The sequence below is a fragment of the Nocardiopsis aegyptia genome (assembly GCF_013410755.1).
In the GTDB taxonomy this organism is placed as follows: Bacteria; Actinomycetota; Actinomycetes; order Streptosporangiales; family Streptosporangiaceae; genus Nocardiopsis; species Nocardiopsis aegyptia.
Map to the genome: position 1 here is coordinate 6,103,250 of NZ_JACCFS010000001.1, position 15,073 is coordinate 6,118,322.

A 15,073-nucleotide genomic window follows, 5' to 3' on the forward strand; every position below is an offset into this window, starting at 1 on the left:
TTACTTGCCCCCCTCGTAGTTGGTGTTCTCCCACAGGACGGTTCCGCCCATGCCCATGCCGACGCACATGGTGGTCAGGCCGTAGCGGACGTCGGGACGCTCGGCGAACAGACGCGAGAGCTGCATCATCAGGCGGACGCCGGAGGAGGCCAGCGGGTGGCCGAGGGCGATCGCGCCGCCCCACGGGTTGACGCGGGCGTCGTCGTCGGCGATGCCGAAGTGCTCCAGGAAGGCGAGCACCTGGACGGCGAAGGCCTCGTTGATCTCGATCAGGCCGATGTCGTCGATGCCCAGGCCCTGGCGGGCGAGCAGCTTCTCCGTGGCGGGGACCGGGCCGACACCCATGACCTCGGGCTCGACACCGGTGAAGGAGAAGTCGACCAGGCGCATCTTGGAGCTCAGGCCGAGCTCGGCGGCGACGTCCTCGGCGGCCAGGATGGCGCCGGTGGCACCGTCGTTGAGGCCGGCCGCGTTACCGGGCGTCACGTTGCCGTGGGCGCGGAACGGGGTCTTGAGGCCGGCGAGCGACTCCATGCTCGTGCCGGGCCGCGGCGGCTCGTCCTGGGTGGCCAGGCCGAAGCCCTGCTCCAGGGAGCGGACCAGCATCTCGACCAGGTCGGGCTGGATCTTGCCGTCGGCGTAGGCCTTGGCGACCTTCTCCTGGCTGCGCACCGCGTAGGCGTCGGCGCGCTCCTTGGTGATGGTCGGGAACCGGTCGTGCAGGTTCTCGGCGGTGTTGCCCATGACCAGCGCGCTGGGGTCGACCAGCTTCTCGGAGAGGAAGCGCGGGTTGGGGTCCACGCCCTCGCCCATGGGGTGGCGGCCCATGTGCTCGACGCCGCCGGCGATCACGACGTCGTAGGCGCCGAAGGCGATGCCCGCGCCGGAGGTGGTGACGGCCGTGAGCGCACCGGCGCACATGCGGTCGATGGCGTAGCCGGGGACGCTCTTGGGCAGACCGGCGAGGATCGCGGCGCTGCGCCCGATCGTCAGGCCCTGGTCACCGATCTGGGTGGTGGCGGCGATGGCGACCTCGTCGATGCGCTCGGGCGGCAGACCCGGGTTGCGGCGCATCAGCTCGCGGATGACACGGACGATCATGTCGTCGGCGCGTGTCTCGGCGTAGAGGCCCTTGCCTGACTTGCCGAACGGGGTGCGGACCCCGTCGACAAACACGACATCGCGGGCAGTTCGCGGCACGATGGGCCCTCCTTCTCCAGGATGTGAGTGGACTCGATGGCTTCATGCTACTCGCCAGTAACAAGTTGCGCGAGTGGAGGGGGCCACGAACCCGCGCCGAACCCGAATCGTCCCCTGCCCGGACACGCGAACGCCCCCGACACGCGGTTCGGTGTCGGGGGCGTTCGAGGTGTTCCGGTCCGTCACAGCAGGGCGTTGGCCTCCCGGTGGCGGCCCGCCGCGTTGTAGGCGCCCGCCAGGTCCCGGCGCAGCCGCATGGTCAGCCGCCGCACCTCCGGGTCGCCCGAGGAGTTCAGAGCCACCCGGTAGGCCTCGCGCAGCACGTCCACCGCCTCGTCGGGCCGGCCCGCCTGCGTGTGGGCCCGCCCCAGCCGGTGGTGCACCGACAGGGTGTCAAGGTGGCCCTTGCCCAGCCGGCGCCGCCGCGCGGTCAGGACCAGGCGGAGCTGGTCGATGGCGGCCGCGGCGCCGCCCGTCATGGTCAGCGCGGCGCTCAGGCCCAGGCGCAGCTCCTCGCGGCGCTCGGTCGAGGACACGTCCCGGATCGCCTGCTCGTAGTGCTCCACGGCCGCCTCGGGGCGCCCGCTGCGCCGCAGGCACACCGCCAGGCGGATGCGCGCCTCCACGGTGTCGGCGTCGGCCGCGCCGAACTGGCTCTCCCGCTCGCCCAGCAGGACCTCCCACTGGCTCGCCGCCTCCGCGGGACGACCGGCGTCCTCGTAGGCCCAGGCGAGGTTCTCGCGGATGATCTCCGTGCGGGGGTGCTCGTCGCCGTAGACCGAGACGGCCTCGGCCAGGGCCAGCTCGAACTGCTGCACCGCCGACTGGCGGCGCCCCATCTGCGCGTACTTGGTCGCGAGGTTGTTGCGCGCGGTGATGGTGTCCGGGTGCTCCGTCCCCAGTCGCTCCACCAGCGAGCGCAGGGTCCGCTCCAGGGACGCGGCGCGCATCCCCGCCGTGGGCACGTGCGGCTCCGCCGAGCGGGAGACGACACGCGTCGTCCCGTCCGCGGGCTCGGCCATCGCGTGCGTCGCGCTCGGCGCGGGCAGGCGCTTGGGAGCGGGGACCCGGACCGGGGCGACGGCGGCGGAGGTGTCCGCCACCTGTTCCTCGGGGGCGGCGGTGTCGGCGCGTTCGTCCCGCTCACGGGCGCGCTCGCCGGAGGCGGCACGAGCGGTGCCGGCAGACCGCTGGGCGGACGGACCCGCCAGACGGGTGCCACGTACGAAGGCACGCCAGAACGACAGCAGACTCACCACATCTCCCTGATCGAACGCCGCGGCCGTGATCGCCGACGGTCGGTCGCTAACCCGTATGATCCTCACGCGCCCGAAAAATCCGGGGCACGTTTCTATAACTTAATCGGACACGAGGCCACGGAACAGGCATGAACCACCCTCAATGGTGGGTGACTTCGGTCACGTTCGGGTTGGATGCGTCCGTTGGGGGTACCAGCTACGTTTTGTCCACGCTCCGGTCGGGTGGCGTTCGCCGCACCGCGGCCCTCATCCGTCGGGTACCCGCCCCCGCGGGTGCGGACACCCCGTTCCGACCGTCGGGAACGCGCCCTACTCCGGCTCGGCGCCGAGCAGGGCCGTGGCCAGGGGTTCGGCGGTCAGGCCGATCTGCCATTCCCTCGCCCCGCGCTCGCGCAGGAACTCGGCCACGGACTCGTGGTCGACGGTCTCGGGCGGCGACCACGCCAGGCGGCGGACGCTGTCCGGCAGCAGGAGGTTCTCCGTCGGCATGACCACGTCCTCGGCGATGCCCGTGACCGTCGCACGCGCCGCCTCCAGACGGCGCGCGGCCTCCGGCGCCCGGTCCGCCCACCGGTTCACCGGGGGAGGCCCGTCACCGGGGGCGTTGGGCCGCGGCAGCTCCGCCTGCTCCATGTCCCGCGCCCGGTTGATCGCCTTGATCCACGTCGTCAGGTAGCGGCGCGCGAGCTTGATGCCGTACTGCCGGATCCCGGCCAGCTCCGCCGTGGTGCGCGGCATGGTCGAGGCGGCCTCCACGATCGCCGCGTCAGGCAGCACACGGCCGGGCGAGACGTCCCGCTCCTGGGCGATCCTGTCCCGCTCGTACCAGAGCTCGCGCACGGCGGCCAGGGACCGCTGGTTGCGCACCCGGTGGATCCCCGAGGTGCGACGCCAGGGATCGGCGCGCGGTTCCTTGGGCGGCGCGGCGAGCACCGCCGCGAACTCCTCCCTGGCCCACTCCAGCTTGCCGCTCTCGGCCAGCTCCGTCTCCAGGGCGTCGCGCAGCTCGATGAGGATCTCCACGTCCAGCGCCGCGTAGCGCAACCAGTCCTCGGGCAGCGGCCGCTGCGACCAGTCCACCGCCGAGTGCTCCTTGGCCAGGCGCAGGTTCAGCAGGCGCTCCACCATGAAGCCCAGACCGACCCGCTGGTAGCCCAGCAGCCGACCCGCCAGCTCGGTGTCGAACAGCCGCGCCGGGCGCAGGTTGACCTCCGACAGGCAGGGCAGGTCCTGGTGGGCGGCGTGCAGGACCACCTCGGCGCCGTCCAGCGCGTCGTTGAGGGCGCTCAGGTCCGGACAGGCGACGGGGTCGATCAGAGCCGACCCCGAACCCTCCCGGCGCAGCTGCACCAGATACGCGCGCTGGCCGTACCGGTAGCCGGAGGCCCGCTCGGCGTCCACCGCGACCGGTCCGGTCCCGGCCGACAGGGCACTGACCACGTCGGCCAGCGCGTCGGCGTCGGAGGTGACCTCGGGCAGGCCCTCGCGCGGTTCCCGCAGCAGGGGCGCCCTCTCAGCGTCGTCGTCGCCTGGTTCGCGGGAGTCTGTCTTGGAGTTCAACGCGTTCGCCACACCACTACGGTATGCGCTGTCACCACCGAACGCCGATTCGGCCGCCGGGCACCGCCCGCGTGCTCAGGGCCGTGAGCGCTGCCGGGCGATGTCGGTCACGTCCAGGGGCGGCAGGCCCGCGGCCGAGGCCAGGAGCGCCAACCACGCGCTGACGTGCGGCGACAGGTCGTCGGACTCCGGAGTCCAGGAGGCGCGCATCTCCACCTCCGTGGTCGATCCCTCGCCCGCCTTCGTGCCGAATCCCTCCGTCGTCGCACGCGTGACCGTGCCGCTCAGCGTGTGGTGCGAGGCCGCCTCCGTCTCCAGGGCGTCGGCCAGCCAGCTCCAGGCGACCGGCCCGAGCAGCGGATCGGTGGCGATGTCGGACTCCAGCTCGGCGTTGACCTGGCAGACCACGCGGAAGGGCCCCGGCCAGTCCCTTACGCCCTCGGGGTCGTACAGGATGATGAGGCGTCCCCAGGCGATCTCCTCGTCTCGCACGCTGACCTCGGCCGAGACCGCGGCCGCGTGGGGGGCCAGCCGCTGGGGGGCGGGAATCTCCCGCACGGTGATCTCGGGGCGGACACGGGCGCCGTGCAGGGCCTCGACCGCTCGCCGGAACGTCTCGTGCGCGTCCTCGGCACTTCCGACATCGGGCATGGTGGGAACGTCAGCCTTCATTGTGTGGTGATCACGTCCTGGCGGGCTCGTCCGGATATCCCCGGTTCTCCCCGCGCGGACGAGGGGTGGGCACGCCTTCGACCGTGGCACGAGTCACCGCGTGGTGGCCGCAGATGGCGCGGCGTGTCGGGGTTTTGTGATGATCTTGGGACCCGGAACCGCTGGGCCGCGCCGGATCGCGGCCCCGCGGCGGCCCCCGGCCGTGCCCCAGTGGGCCGATCCGCGTCGGAGTACGGCGGAGGGCATGGCACGATCGAGGAGTGACGCTTCAAGACTCTCCATTCCTCCGCGCCTGCCGGCGCCTGCCGGTCGACCACACGCCGGTGTGGTACATGCGCCAGGCGGGACGCTCCCTGCCCGAGTACCGACGGGTCCGCGCCGACGTGCCGATGCTCGAGGCCTGCGCGCGCCCCGACATGATCACCGAGATCACGATGCAGCCGGTGCGCCGCTACGACGTCGACGCCGCGATCTTCTTCAGCGACATCGTGGTCCCGCTCAAGGCGATCGGCATCGACCTCGACATCAAGCCGGGCGTCGGCCCGGTCGTCGCCGATCCGGTGCGCGACGCCTCCGGGATCAAGCGCCTGCGCGAGATCGAGCCGGACGACCTGCCCTTCGTGACCGAGGCGGTCGGGCAGCTCACCGGTGAACTGGGCGACAAGCCGCTCGTCGGCTTCGCCGGCGCGCCGTTCACCCTCGCCTCGTACCTCATCGAGGGCGGGCCGTCGAAGAACCATGAGCACACCAAGGCGCTCATGTACGGCGAGCCCGAGCTGTGGGACGAGATGATGCGCCGCCTGGCCACCATCACGCTGGGCTTCCTGCGCACCCAGATCGAGGCGGGGGCCAGCGCGGTCCAGCTGTTCGACTCCTGGGTCGGCGCGCTGAGCGCCGAGGACTACCGCACCTCGGTCCTGCCCTACACCTCGTGGATCTTCGGCCAGCTCAGCGAGTTCGAGGTGCCGCGCATCCACTTCGGCGTGGGCACCGGCGAGCTCCTCAGCCTGCTCAGCGAGGCCGGGGCCGACGTCGTGGGCGTCGACTGGCGGGTGCCGCTGGACAAGGCCGTCCAGCGCGTCCAGCCGGGAACCGCGCTCCAGGGCAACCTGGACCCGGCGACCCTGTTCGCTCCCTGGGAGGTCATCGCCGAGCGCACGCGCGACATCCTGGACCGCGGCCGCGCCGCCGACGGCCACATCTTCAACCTCGGGCACGGCGTGCTGCCCAGCACCGACCCCGAGGTCCTCACGCGCCTGACCGCGTTCGTGCACGAGCAGACGCTCGGGCGCCTTTGAGACGGGGCCTTCGCGCCTTCCGGTGCGCTCCCTCGTTCCTCGGGAGCGCACCTCCAGGCCCTCCAGGACCCGTCGGCGCCCTCGCCCCCTGCTTGCCTTGGGCCTCCGCTCGTTCCCACACCGTCGCCCGCCACCACCCTCAACGGACGCCTTCGGCGCAGTCCTTCCTGCTTCGGCCCGGGTTCGGGCGCCTTTGAGACGGGGCCTTCGGTCCTTCTGGTGCGCTCCCTCGTTCCTCGGGAGCGCACCTCCAGGCCCTCCAGGACCCGTCGGCGCCCTCGCCCCCTGCTTGCCTTGGGCCTCCGCTCATGCCTCGCTTTGGCCCGGATAGACCCCCCGGGGCTGAGGAAGGCGCGTCCGTGCGCGTCCAACCCACCTTCGGACACGGGTGGGTTGGACGGCCGACATCCAACCCCCTGGGCCTCTGATGGGCCGCCCGTGGATGTTCAACCCCGGGGCATGGGCCCCGGGTGCCGCGGGGGTGCCCGGTCACGCCCCCGGAGGGTGACCGGGCACCGTGCCGTTCACGGCGCGGCGGCCCTACGGGTCACCGCCCGCCGGGCTTCTCCGGCCCCTCCGGTGCGTCGCCGCCCTCGTCCGGGGCCGACTCCTCCGTGCGCTCGGCGGTGGCCGTGGCCGAGCGGCCGCCCCCGTGCACGGTTCCGGCCGCTCCGGTGCCGCTCCGGAGCCGGTCGTGCAGCGAACGCTCCTTCGCGCCCGCCGGCTTCCCCCGGCGGGCGGCCCGCCGGCGGCGCCACCAGATCCAGGGGCCGGCGCCGAGTACCGCGGCGACCGCGAGGAACGGCAGCATCCAGCCCACGGCCACCGCGAGGCCCTCGCCGAGCGAGACCAGCGAGCGCCAGCCGCGTTCGAGGCCGCCCAGGAAGCCGATCGACTCCTCGGCGGGCTCCTCGATGTAGGTCTCCGGCGGCATCAGCCGCAGGTGCACCGTGGAGTAGGCCGTGAGGTTGCTCAGCGACTCCATCCGCGCCTGCAGGGACTCCAGCTCCGCTTGCCGGGACTGGATCTCGCGCTCCACCTCCAGCAGGTCGTCCACGTCCTGCGCCTCCTCGAGGTAGCCGCGCAGGGTCTCCAGGGACGCCTCGGCCGACTCGATCCGGCTCTCGACGTCCGTGACCTCCTCGGTCACGTCCTCCACCGAGCGCTCCAGGTTGGACCGGTCGCCCAGCTCGGCCAGGGCGCCCAGGGCGTCCTCGTACCCCTCGTTGGGGATGCGCAGTGTCAGGGAGGACTCGGGTGCCCCTCCGGTCGGCGTCGACAGGTGCTCGGAGGCCACGTACCCGTCCGCCTCGACCGCCACGTCCTTGGCGGCCTCGGACGCCTCGGCCACGTCGTCCACCCGCACGGACAGGTCGGCCGTGTGGATCAGGTCGCGGCCCTCGACCTCGGCGTCGACGTCGGTGCCGGCACCGGTACCGCCGCCGTCCTCCGCGGCGCCGCCGCCGTCGTCGGTGCCCTCCTCGGCCGCGTCGCCCTCGGCGGCGGCCATCTCCGGACCGGCCTCCTGCGAGTAGGCCTCGGTCGAGCGGTCCGCGGACGCGCCGCCCCCGGCGGCTCCGCACGCGACGAGCAGCCAGGCCGACAGGCCGGCCGCGATCACAGCCCCGACGGATCGCGCCGGGGGCAACGCTGAAGTATCCATGTCCCTCGGACGCAGCCGCTCCGGCACGCGTTGCGGTCGCACGGTCACGACCCCGCAACGGCTGGGCCACGCCCCGGTGGCGGCCACGGGCGCGACCCGCCGCCGGCCGGGGCCAACCGGCAGTGCGGATCGCTGTGACCCAGAGCATCTGGAAAGCTGGGGGCATGCCTGAAGCACCGCACGTCGTCGTGGTCGGCGGCGGAGTCTCCGGACTCACCGCCGCGCACCGCCTCGCCGGGCTCGGAACCGCCGTCACCGTCCTGGAGGCCGCAGGGACGCCCGGCGGGAAGCTGCACGCCTCCGCCGTCGCGGGCGTTCCCGTGGACGCGGGCGCGGAGTCGGTCCTGGCCCGCCGCCCCGAGGCGCTGGAGCTCTTCGCCGAGCTGGGCCTGTCCGACCGGATCGTGCACCCCGGCCGGGGTGCCGCCGCCGTCTACAGCCGGGGGCGGATCCGCCCGCTGCCCAAGGGGCAGTTGATGGGCGTGCCGGGCAGTCTGCGCGAACTCGCCCGCAGCGGGGTGCTGACCTGGACCGGGACGCTGCGCGCCGGGCTGGACCTGGTCTGGCCGCGCACCCCGGTGCGCGGCGACGTGCCCGTGGGCGCCTACGTGGGCGTCCGGATGGGCCCCCAGGTCGTGGACCGCCTCGTCGAACCGCTGCTCGGCGGCGTCTACGCCGGCCGCGCCGACCGGCTCTCCCTGGACTCGACCCTGCCCCAGATCGCCCCCATGGCCCGCCGCGACCGCTCGCTCATGCGCGCCGTGCACACGAGCCTGCGGGGCCGGGGCTCGGCGCCCACCGCCGCGGGACCGGTGTTCGCCTCCCTGCGCGGCGGCGTCGCCACGCTGACCAGTACCCTGGCCGAACGCCTGGGCGGGAACGTGCGCACCGGCACCCGGGCGCGCTCCCTGGAACGGCTCCCGCGGGGCTGGAGGGTACGCCTGGACGACGGCGGGGCACTCGACTGCGACGGCGTCCTGCTGGCCTGCCCCGCCCCCGAGGCGGCCCGTCTGCTCGCCGACCACGCTCCGGCGGCGGCCGAGGGGCTGCGGGGCGTGGAGTACGCCGGCATGGCGCTGGTGACCTTCGCCTTCCCCGCGTCGGCCTTCCCCGAACCGCTCACCGGCACCGGCTTCCTCGTTCCGGCGGGGGAGGGGCTCACCATCAAGGCCGCGACCTACTCCACCAACAAGTGGCCGTGGCTCGCCGAGGAGCTCGCCGACGCCAACCCCGGCGACGACCTCGTGGTGGTGCGCTGCTCCATCGGCCGGGCGGGCGACGGGTCGCTGGAGCGCTCCGACGAGGAGCTCGTCTCGGCCGCGCTCGCGGACCTGGCCACGGTCACCGGACGGAACGCGCCGCCGGTGCAGACCCGCCTCACCCGCTGGAACGCCGGACTGCCCCAGTACGCGGTCGGACACGCCGACCGGGTCGAGCGCGTGCGCTCGGCCGTCCACGGCCTCCCAGGGCTGGGGGTGTGCGGCGCCGCCTACGGCGGCGTGGGCATCCCCGCGTGCATCGCCGACGCGGGCCGCGAGGCCGCGCACCTGGCGGGCACCCTCCGAACGCACAGTCACACCCACCGCGGCGGCGACGCCGACGGACCGAACCGACAAGGAGTCAACCCGTGACGGGTCAGCAGAACACCGCCGTCGACCAGGACGGCACCGACCTCAACTCCCTCATCCGCTACACCATGTGGTCGGTCTTCAAGGTCGACTCCCTCCAGGACGTGGACCGGGCCGCGGCCGCCGACGAGCTGCGGACGTTCCTCGACAAGGCGGCCGAGCGGGGGGTGACCACCCGCGGCAGCTACGACGTCCAGGGCTTCCGCGCCGACGCCGACATCATGTTCTGGTGGGTGGCCGACAGCTCCGAACTGGTCCAGGAGACCTACTCCGCCTTCCGGCGCACCCGCGTCGGCCAGGCGAGCACCCCGGTGTGGTCGGTCGTGGGCCTGCACCGCCCGGCCGAGTTCAACCGCGGCCACGTGCCGGCCTTCCTGGCCGGCGAGGAGCCCCGCGACCACCTGTGCGTGTACCCGTTCGTGCGCTCCTACGAGTGGTACCTGCTGCCCGACGACGAGCGCCGCGCGATGCTCGCCGAGCACGGCCGCATGGCCGCGCCCTACCCGGACGTGCGCGCCAACACCGTCTCCTCGTTCGGCCTGAACGACTACGAGTGGCTGCTGGCCTTCGAGGCCGACGAGCTGCACCGCATCGTGGACCTCATGCGCCACCTGCGCGGCGCCAAGGCCCGCCTGCACACGCGCGAGGAGCTGCCGTTCTACACCGGCCGCCGCAAGAGCGTCGCCGAACTGGTCGACGCCCTGCCGTAGTGCTCGGGGCGCTTCACGCTGGGTCCTTCGTCGTCGCTACTGCCTGGCTCGCAAGCTCGCCGGCGGCAGAGACTCCTCCTGCAGGCACCAGCGCGCCCCTCACACCTGTGCTTGCCTTGGGCCTCCGCTCGTTCCTCGCTTTGGCCCGACCAATCCCCCTGGGGACCCGCAGGCTTTACGGCTTGCCTCTACCCCCCAGGGGTGCGGTTAGGACGATGCGTGCACGTTCAACCCCTTGGGGTGCAGGTGGCGGCCAATCCCTGGGGCCGGGGCGGGCCCGAACACACAGATGCCCCGGTCGGAGGGTTCACATCTCCGGCCGGGGCACGTTCGCGCGGGGCCTCAGCGCTCCGCGCGGGTCGGTCTACGGGTGGCGAGCACGTAGAACGGGATCGTCACGATGAAGCCCAGCACGGCGGCGCTCATCAGGTAGATGAGCGTCTGACCGGCCGGCACGCCCAGGCCCCAGGCGGCCATGAGGGCCACGCCGACGGCGAGGACGCCCAGGACGGCGTAGGCCTTGCGGCCGCGCGGCTTGGGGTACTCCATCCGGCTGACCATGAGCCAGGAGATCAGCAGCACCGCGGCCACGCCCGCCAGCGGCGGCGGGTCGAGCAGGACCACCGTCACCACGGCCATCGCGCCGAAGGGGCACGGCAGGCCCGTGAAGTAGTCCGCGCCCGGGGCCTGGCAGGAGAACCGGGCCAACCGGACGATCACCGCGAGCAGCACGGCACCGCCCGCCACGACCGCCAACGGCTCCAGTCCCTCGGCCCGCATGCCCCACACGACGAAGAAGAACGCCGGGGCGAAGCCGAAGCTGACCACGTCCGCGAGGTTGTCCAGCTCCGCGCCCATCCCGCTGCCGCCGAGCTTGCGCGCCACACGGCCGTCGAGCACGTCCAGGGCGGCGGCCACGAGCATCAGGCCCACGACCGTGGCCATGGCGGCGTGCGGCAGCGGCCCGCCGGCCCCGGAAGCCGCGTGCGCGGACTGGGCCGTGGCCAGCGCCCAGACGGCCAGGAAGCCGCACAGGGCGTTGCCGAGGGTCAGGTAGTCGGCCAGGCCCAGTCGCAGCCGTGGGGCCGTTTCAGCGGCCGTCCCGGCCGGTGGGGGGAGAACCGCGCCGTCAGTCGGCGTCAAGACGGGTTTCTCCGGCGCGGACCTTCTGGCCGACCTCCACCGCCGGGGCGACCCCGGTCGGAAGGTAGACGTCGACGCGTGACCCGAACCGGATGAGCCCGATCCTCTCGCCTTGCTCGACCTTCTGCCCCGCAGCGAGATACGGGACGATACGCCGGACCATCGCGCCGGCGATTTGAACGACCGTGACCTCACCGATCTCGGTTTCAAGGGTCCAGATGACGCGCTCATTACGCTCGCTGTCCTTGTCGAATGCGGGGCGGAAACCCCCGGGGCGGTGCTCGACGCCGGTGACCACGCCGGCGAGGGGAGCACGGTTGACGTGCACGTTGAGGGGGTTCATGAACACCGCGACCCGGACACGTCCGTCGGGCTGGGGGTCGAGGCTCTGGACGACGCCGTCGGCCGCGGACAGCACCCGACCGGTCGCCGGGCCCCGCTCGGGGTCGCGGAAGAACCAGGTCATGCCCGCGGCGAGGGCGACCACGGGGAGGGCGGCCGCCGTACGGACCCGGGAGCCGCGCGCCGCGAGGGCGGCGGCTCCGGCGGCGGCCAGGGACGGGACCAGCCAGGGAGCCGATCCCTGTGCCATGCCGAGTCTGGGCCTGGCCGCGGGGCGCGGGGAGGCGGAGGTGGTGGGTGAGTCGTCGGTCATCGAGCGCTTTCGTCGCGGGTCGGTCTGGTCGCCCGCACATCGGGTACCGCTGTGAGGGGTCGACCCGGTGCCTGCCGGGTCTGGCGGGTGCGCGGGCGTGCGGGTGCTCCGTCCGTCCGCGCCGTGCACCCCGGGCCGAGGGGGTGCACCCGGTCGCACGTCATGTGATTATCCCTGATCCGGCTGTGGCCGTGGCGCGGCCGCCGGAGACGTCGCCGGCCACCGGGGGCGGTGGTCGGCGGGCTCGTGACCCGGGACCTGGATGGTACGCCAACCTACTCCGTCGGCTCCAGCGTGAGCGCGACGGAGTTGATGCAGTACCGGGCGTCGGTGGGAGTGGCGTATCCCTCGCCGCGGAAGACGTGGCCCAGGTGGGAGTCGCAGGTGGCGCACCGCACCTCGGTCCGCACCATGCCCAGCGAGGTGTCGTCGAGCAGGGTGACGGCGTCGCTGTCGGCCGGGTCGAAGAAGCTGGGCCAGCCGCAGTGGGAGTCGAACTTCTCACTGGAGCGGAACAGTTCGGTCCCGCATCCCCGGCAACGGTAGACGCCGGTCGTCCTGGTGTCGACGTAGGCGCCGCTCCAGGGGCGCTCGGTGCCGGACTGCCGGAGCACGGCGTACTCCTCGGCACTGAGTCGCTCGCGCCACTCCTGGTCGGTCCGTGGAATGCCTGCCGTTCCGTCGCTGGTGTCCGGGGTCGGATCTGAGTCAGCCATGGTGAGACGCTACCCCGAATCGTGCCCGGGCGCTGCCATGGCCCCTTGCACGACAAATGCCGCAGATATCTACGAAGCTAGGTAAATCATCCTTAGGGGCCAGATACCCGTAACTTCACTATGCGCAACGTTCGGGACGGATTGTGCAGGGTAGGCCACCACACAGGGTCAGCGGTCGAGATGTGCACTGAGGCAGGTGGCATGGCTGTAGCGGCACAACAAGCACTCAGAGTGACTCGCCGACCACTGCGTGTGGGAAGAATCAGATACGGACTGTGGTGGCTGGACCAGGTCACCGCGGGAGCCAGGGTCCGTGCCCGCGCCGCCTCCGCCGGGGTGGCCGCGGTCGCGGGGGAGGTGCGCTGGGCGTCGGAGCTCAGTGCCCGTGCCACGGTGGCGGGGATCGCCCGTGCCAGGCCCGAGCCCTGGACCGATCGCGGTCTGCTGCTCCTGGCGAGCGCGGTCGCCGTCGGCGCGCTGGCGCTGGCGGTGTTCCTGGGGTTCGGGATGGCCCAGTGGGCGATGACCGAACCGGAGAGTCCGTTCTTCGCCGCGGCGGGGGCGCTGGCCGTCGGGCTGGCGATCCTGCCGCTGGGGTATCTGGTGTTCGCCTCCAAGCGGGGTGGTGGCCGAGGCAGGACGGGAAACGGAAATCGAGCCGACCGAGCATGAGCCGACCGAAACGGCAGAGGGGCGCCCGCGGGCGCCCCTCCTCGTGTGTGCGGTGTGTCCCGGTGCGCGTGTGCGCGGCCGGCTCAGGCGTCGAAGTCGTACTGGAGCACGTACGCGGAGCCGTCCATGGTGATCTCGTTGAACTCCACGGGCACGTTCTGCGCGGTCAGGGCGGTGCGCGCCACCTCCAGGACCGGCGTCCCGGGCGTCAGGTTCAGCTCCTCGCTCTCCTCCGGGGTCGGCATCCGCACCCGGATCTCCTCGGTGAAGCGGGCCGGGGCCCGGCCCAGCTCGGCCAGTCGCGCGTAGATCCCGCCGGGGCCGGAGTCGGGCTCCCTGATCCTGCGCGCCGCGGGGGAGTCCTCCGGTGCGCCGAGCAGGGAGAGGGGCAGGTGGGAGACGGCGCTCTGCACCGGGCGGCCGTCCACGAGGTAGCGCCGGGCCCGCCGCACCACGACCGTGCCCTCGGACAGCCCGAGCGCACGCCGCACGTGGTCCCCGGCGGCCGCCTCCTCCACACGCAGCCGGTCGACCTCGTAGCCGCGGTCCTCGCTGTCGGTCTGCCAGATCGCCCGCCCGTTGCCCCACAGCTCCTTGGACAGGCGGCGGGCCCCGTGTCTTCGTACCGGTCGGAACAGGCGGACGTAGATGCCGGAGCCGCGCACGGCCACGGCCAGGCCCTCGTTGATCAGGACGGAGAGCGCCTGCCGTGCGGTCGCTCGCGCGACACCATGACGTTCCATCAGGGAGTTCTCGCCGGGGAGGCGGTCGCCGTCGGCGTACCGTCCGGAGCGGATCTGTCCGCGTAGCTCCTCGGCGATCTCTCGGTAGACCGGAGGGGACCCGTTGTCGGACGTCGGCACTACGTTCATCCTCTCGGCCGGGGGGCCAAGCCGGTAAGCCCCGTCGATGCGGCGTGCCCGGTGCTTTCCACCGGAGACACACATCGGGTATGTCCGATTCCGGGGCGGTTCATGCGTGGTTGGGGGGTGGCCGAAATCGACGCGTAGCGCGCGGGTCCCGTGGGGGAGCGTTTACCGGAGATAACGCGCGAACAGGTGCCCGTCGGCTTCCAACAGGTGTGCCATGCGCACGGGTGTGCTCTGGACGGAGGCGTGTTCCGGCGCCCCCGGTGTGCCGGAACCCCCCGCGACGATCCGGGGCGCGCCGGAGCCCAGCAGGTGCGGGCTCAGGGTCAGGCACAGGTCGTCCAGGAGCCCGGCGGCCACGTACTCCGCCAGCAGGTGCGGACCGCCCTCGGTGAGGACCCGGTACAGCCCGCGCTCGGCCAGCCCGTTCACCACGTGCTCGGGCCCGACGGACACACCGTCGACGACGACCAGGTCGGCGTGCTCACGCACGTGCTCCAGGCGGAGGGGCGGGGCGTGCGAGGTCGTGAACACCAGCGTGCGCGCGTCCTCGGGCGCGTCCGTCAGCAGGGCCTCGGGCAGGTCCAGCGAGCGCGAGACCACCGCCACGCGCGGCGTGTCCGGGCGGCCGGTGCGCAGCGGTGCCCACGACCGGCGGGCGCGGACGGGTCCGTACCCCTCCGCCCGCGCGGTCGCCGCCCCCACCAGGACGACGTCGCACAGCCCGCGCAGGACGCCCATCACCCGGCGGTCGGGCACCGAGGACAGGTCGAGACTGCGCCCGGAGGGGCCGACGGCGCCGCCGTCGGCGCTGGCGACCATGTTGGCGCGCACCCAGGGCCGGTCCAGGCCGACGGGGTAGGCGTAGGCGGCGGCCAGGTCCACGTCGGTGGCCCCGGGCCGGGGCAGCAGTTCGCGGAAGGGCGCGTGGTCCGGGTTGTTCGGCGACATGGTCACCAAGGGTAGGGCTTCCCGCCCGCCGGGCCCGGGCGGCGCGAGCCGCGCCGCCCGGGCGGGACCCGAGGGAC

14 protein-coding genes are annotated in these 15,073 nt (G+C 73.1%); 4 read left to right on the forward strand and 10 right to left on the reverse strand.

Annotated elements, in window-relative coordinates; genetic code table 11:
• The 4 genes from HNR10_RS27245 to HNR10_RS27260 all read right to left on the reverse strand — a co-directional run bounded on the left by HNR10_RS27245 (position 1) and on the right by HNR10_RS27260 (position 4,670).
• The gene (locus HNR10_RS27245) at positions 1 to 1,200 is read right to left on the reverse strand and encodes a thiolase family protein (protein WP_179828424.1); all 1,200 of its coding nucleotides are present in this window, start codon (positions 1,198 to 1,200) and stop codon (positions 1 to 3) included.
• Positions 1,201 to 1,382: 182 nt separating this feature from the next.
• Positions 1,383 to 2,447, reverse strand: coding sequence for a tetratricopeptide repeat protein (locus tag HNR10_RS27250; protein WP_376769806.1), 1,065 nt, complete (start codon positions 2,445 to 2,447; stop codon positions 1,383 to 1,385).
• Positions 2,448 to 2,768: 321 nt separating this feature from the next.
• Positions 2,769 to 4,031: a ribonuclease D gene (locus HNR10_RS27255; protein ID WP_312889432.1), complete on the reverse strand. Its 1,263-nt coding sequence runs from the start codon at positions 4,029 to 4,031 to the stop codon at positions 2,769 to 2,771.
• A gap of 63 nt (positions 4,032 to 4,094) precedes the next feature.
• Positions 4,095 to 4,670, reverse strand: coding sequence for a DUF3000 domain-containing protein (locus HNR10_RS27260; RefSeq protein WP_179828426.1), 576 nt, complete (start codon positions 4,668 to 4,670; stop codon positions 4,095 to 4,097).
• A 281-nt stretch (positions 4,671 to 4,951) separates the two neighbouring features.
• On the opposite strand from HNR10_RS27260, the gene hemE reads away from it, so the two are divergent.
• The gene (hemE, locus tag HNR10_RS27265) at positions 4,952 to 5,989 is read left to right on the forward strand and encodes a uroporphyrinogen decarboxylase (protein ID WP_179828428.1); all 1,038 of its coding nucleotides are present in this window, start codon (positions 4,952 to 4,954) and stop codon (positions 5,987 to 5,989) included.
• A gap of 547 nt (positions 5,990 to 6,536) precedes the next feature.
• On the opposite strand, the gene HNR10_RS27270 is transcribed toward hemE, so the two are convergent.
• The gene (locus tag HNR10_RS27270) at positions 6,537 to 7,637 is read right to left on the reverse strand and encodes a DUF4349 domain-containing protein (RefSeq protein ID WP_376769779.1); all 1,101 of its coding nucleotides are present in this window, start codon (positions 7,635 to 7,637) and stop codon (positions 6,537 to 6,539) included.
• A gap of 179 nt (positions 7,638 to 7,816) precedes the next feature.
• On the opposite strand from HNR10_RS27270, the gene hemG reads away from it, so the two are divergent.
• Together hemG and hemQ are read left to right on the forward strand one after the other, a co-directional pair.
• Positions 7,817 to 9,283: a protoporphyrinogen oxidase gene (gene hemG, locus HNR10_RS27275; RefSeq protein ID WP_179828432.1), complete on the forward strand. Its 1,467-nt coding sequence runs from the start codon at positions 7,817 to 7,819 to the stop codon at positions 9,281 to 9,283.
• Positions 9,280 to 9,990, forward strand: a complete 711-nt coding sequence (gene hemQ / locus HNR10_RS27280; RefSeq protein WP_179828434.1) for a hydrogen peroxide-dependent heme synthase — start codon at positions 9,280 to 9,282, stop codon at positions 9,988 to 9,990. Before hemG ends, hemQ begins: the two co-directional genes overlap by 4 nt.
• Before the next feature lie 342 nt (positions 9,991 to 10,332).
• Here hemQ and HNR10_RS27285 read toward each other — a convergent pair whose 3' ends face one another.
• The 3 genes from HNR10_RS27285 to msrB form a co-directional block, all read right to left on the reverse strand.
• Positions 10,333 to 11,133 carry a CDP-alcohol phosphatidyltransferase family protein gene (locus HNR10_RS27285; protein WP_179828436.1) on the reverse strand — a complete coding sequence of 267 codons (801 nt, stop codon included), beginning with the start codon at positions 11,131 to 11,133 and terminating at the stop codon, positions 10,333 to 10,335.
• Positions 11,120 to 11,788: a phosphatidylserine decarboxylase gene (locus HNR10_RS27290; RefSeq protein ID WP_179828438.1), complete on the reverse strand. Its 669-nt coding sequence runs from the start codon at positions 11,786 to 11,788 to the stop codon at positions 11,120 to 11,122. The genes HNR10_RS27285 and HNR10_RS27290 overlap by 14 nt, the downstream gene beginning before the upstream one ends.
• A 275-nt stretch (positions 11,789 to 12,063) precedes the next feature.
• Entirely contained in the window at positions 12,064 to 12,504 is a 441-nt protein-coding gene (gene msrB, locus HNR10_RS27295; RefSeq protein ID WP_179828441.1) for a peptide-methionine (R)-S-oxide reductase MsrB, read from the reverse strand.
• A 252-nt stretch (positions 12,505 to 12,756) separates the two neighbouring features.
• On the opposite strand from msrB, the gene HNR10_RS27300 reads away from it, so the two are divergent.
• A complete protein-coding gene (locus tag HNR10_RS27300) occupies positions 12,757 to 13,176 on the forward strand; it encodes a hypothetical protein (RefSeq protein ID WP_179828442.1) in 420 nt (139 codons plus the stop codon).
• An 83-nt stretch (positions 13,177 to 13,259) separates the two neighbouring features.
• Here HNR10_RS27300 and HNR10_RS27305 read toward each other — a convergent pair whose 3' ends face one another.
• Positions 13,260 to 14,048, reverse strand: coding sequence for a GntR family transcriptional regulator (locus HNR10_RS27305; protein WP_179828445.1), 789 nt, complete (start codon positions 14,046 to 14,048; stop codon positions 13,260 to 13,262).
• Positions 14,049 to 14,210: 162 nt separating this feature from the next.
• Positions 14,211 to 14,996, reverse strand: a complete 786-nt coding sequence (locus HNR10_RS27310) for a dihydrofolate reductase family protein (protein WP_179828446.1) — start codon at positions 14,994 to 14,996, stop codon at positions 14,211 to 14,213.
• Between the last annotated feature and the right edge of the window lie 77 nt (positions 14,997 to 15,073).

Excerpts from the sequence above, each read along its gene's own strand:
- HNR10_RS27290 (WP_179828438.1), bottom strand. The coding sequence starts at position 11,788 with ATGACCGACGACTCACCCACCACCTCCGCCTCCCCGCGCCCCGCGGCC.
- HNR10_RS27305 (WP_179828445.1), bottom strand. The coding sequence starts at position 14,048 with ATGAACGTAGTGCCGACGTCCGACAACGGGTCCCCTCCGGTCTACCGA.
- HNR10_RS27310 (WP_179828446.1), bottom strand. The coding sequence starts at position 14,996 with ATGTCGCCGAACAACCCGGACCACGCGCCCTTCCGCGAACTGCTGCCC.
- hemG (WP_179828432.1), top strand. The coding sequence starts at position 7,817 with ATGCCTGAAGCACCGCACGTCGTCGTGGTCGGCGGCGGAGTCTCCGGA.
- msrB (WP_179828441.1), bottom strand. The coding sequence starts at position 12,504 with ATGGCTGACTCAGATCCGACCCCGGACACCAGCGACGGAACGGCAGGC.
- HNR10_RS27260 (WP_179828426.1), bottom strand. The coding sequence starts at position 4,670 with ATGCCCGATGTCGGAAGTGCCGAGGACGCGCACGAGACGTTCCGGCGA.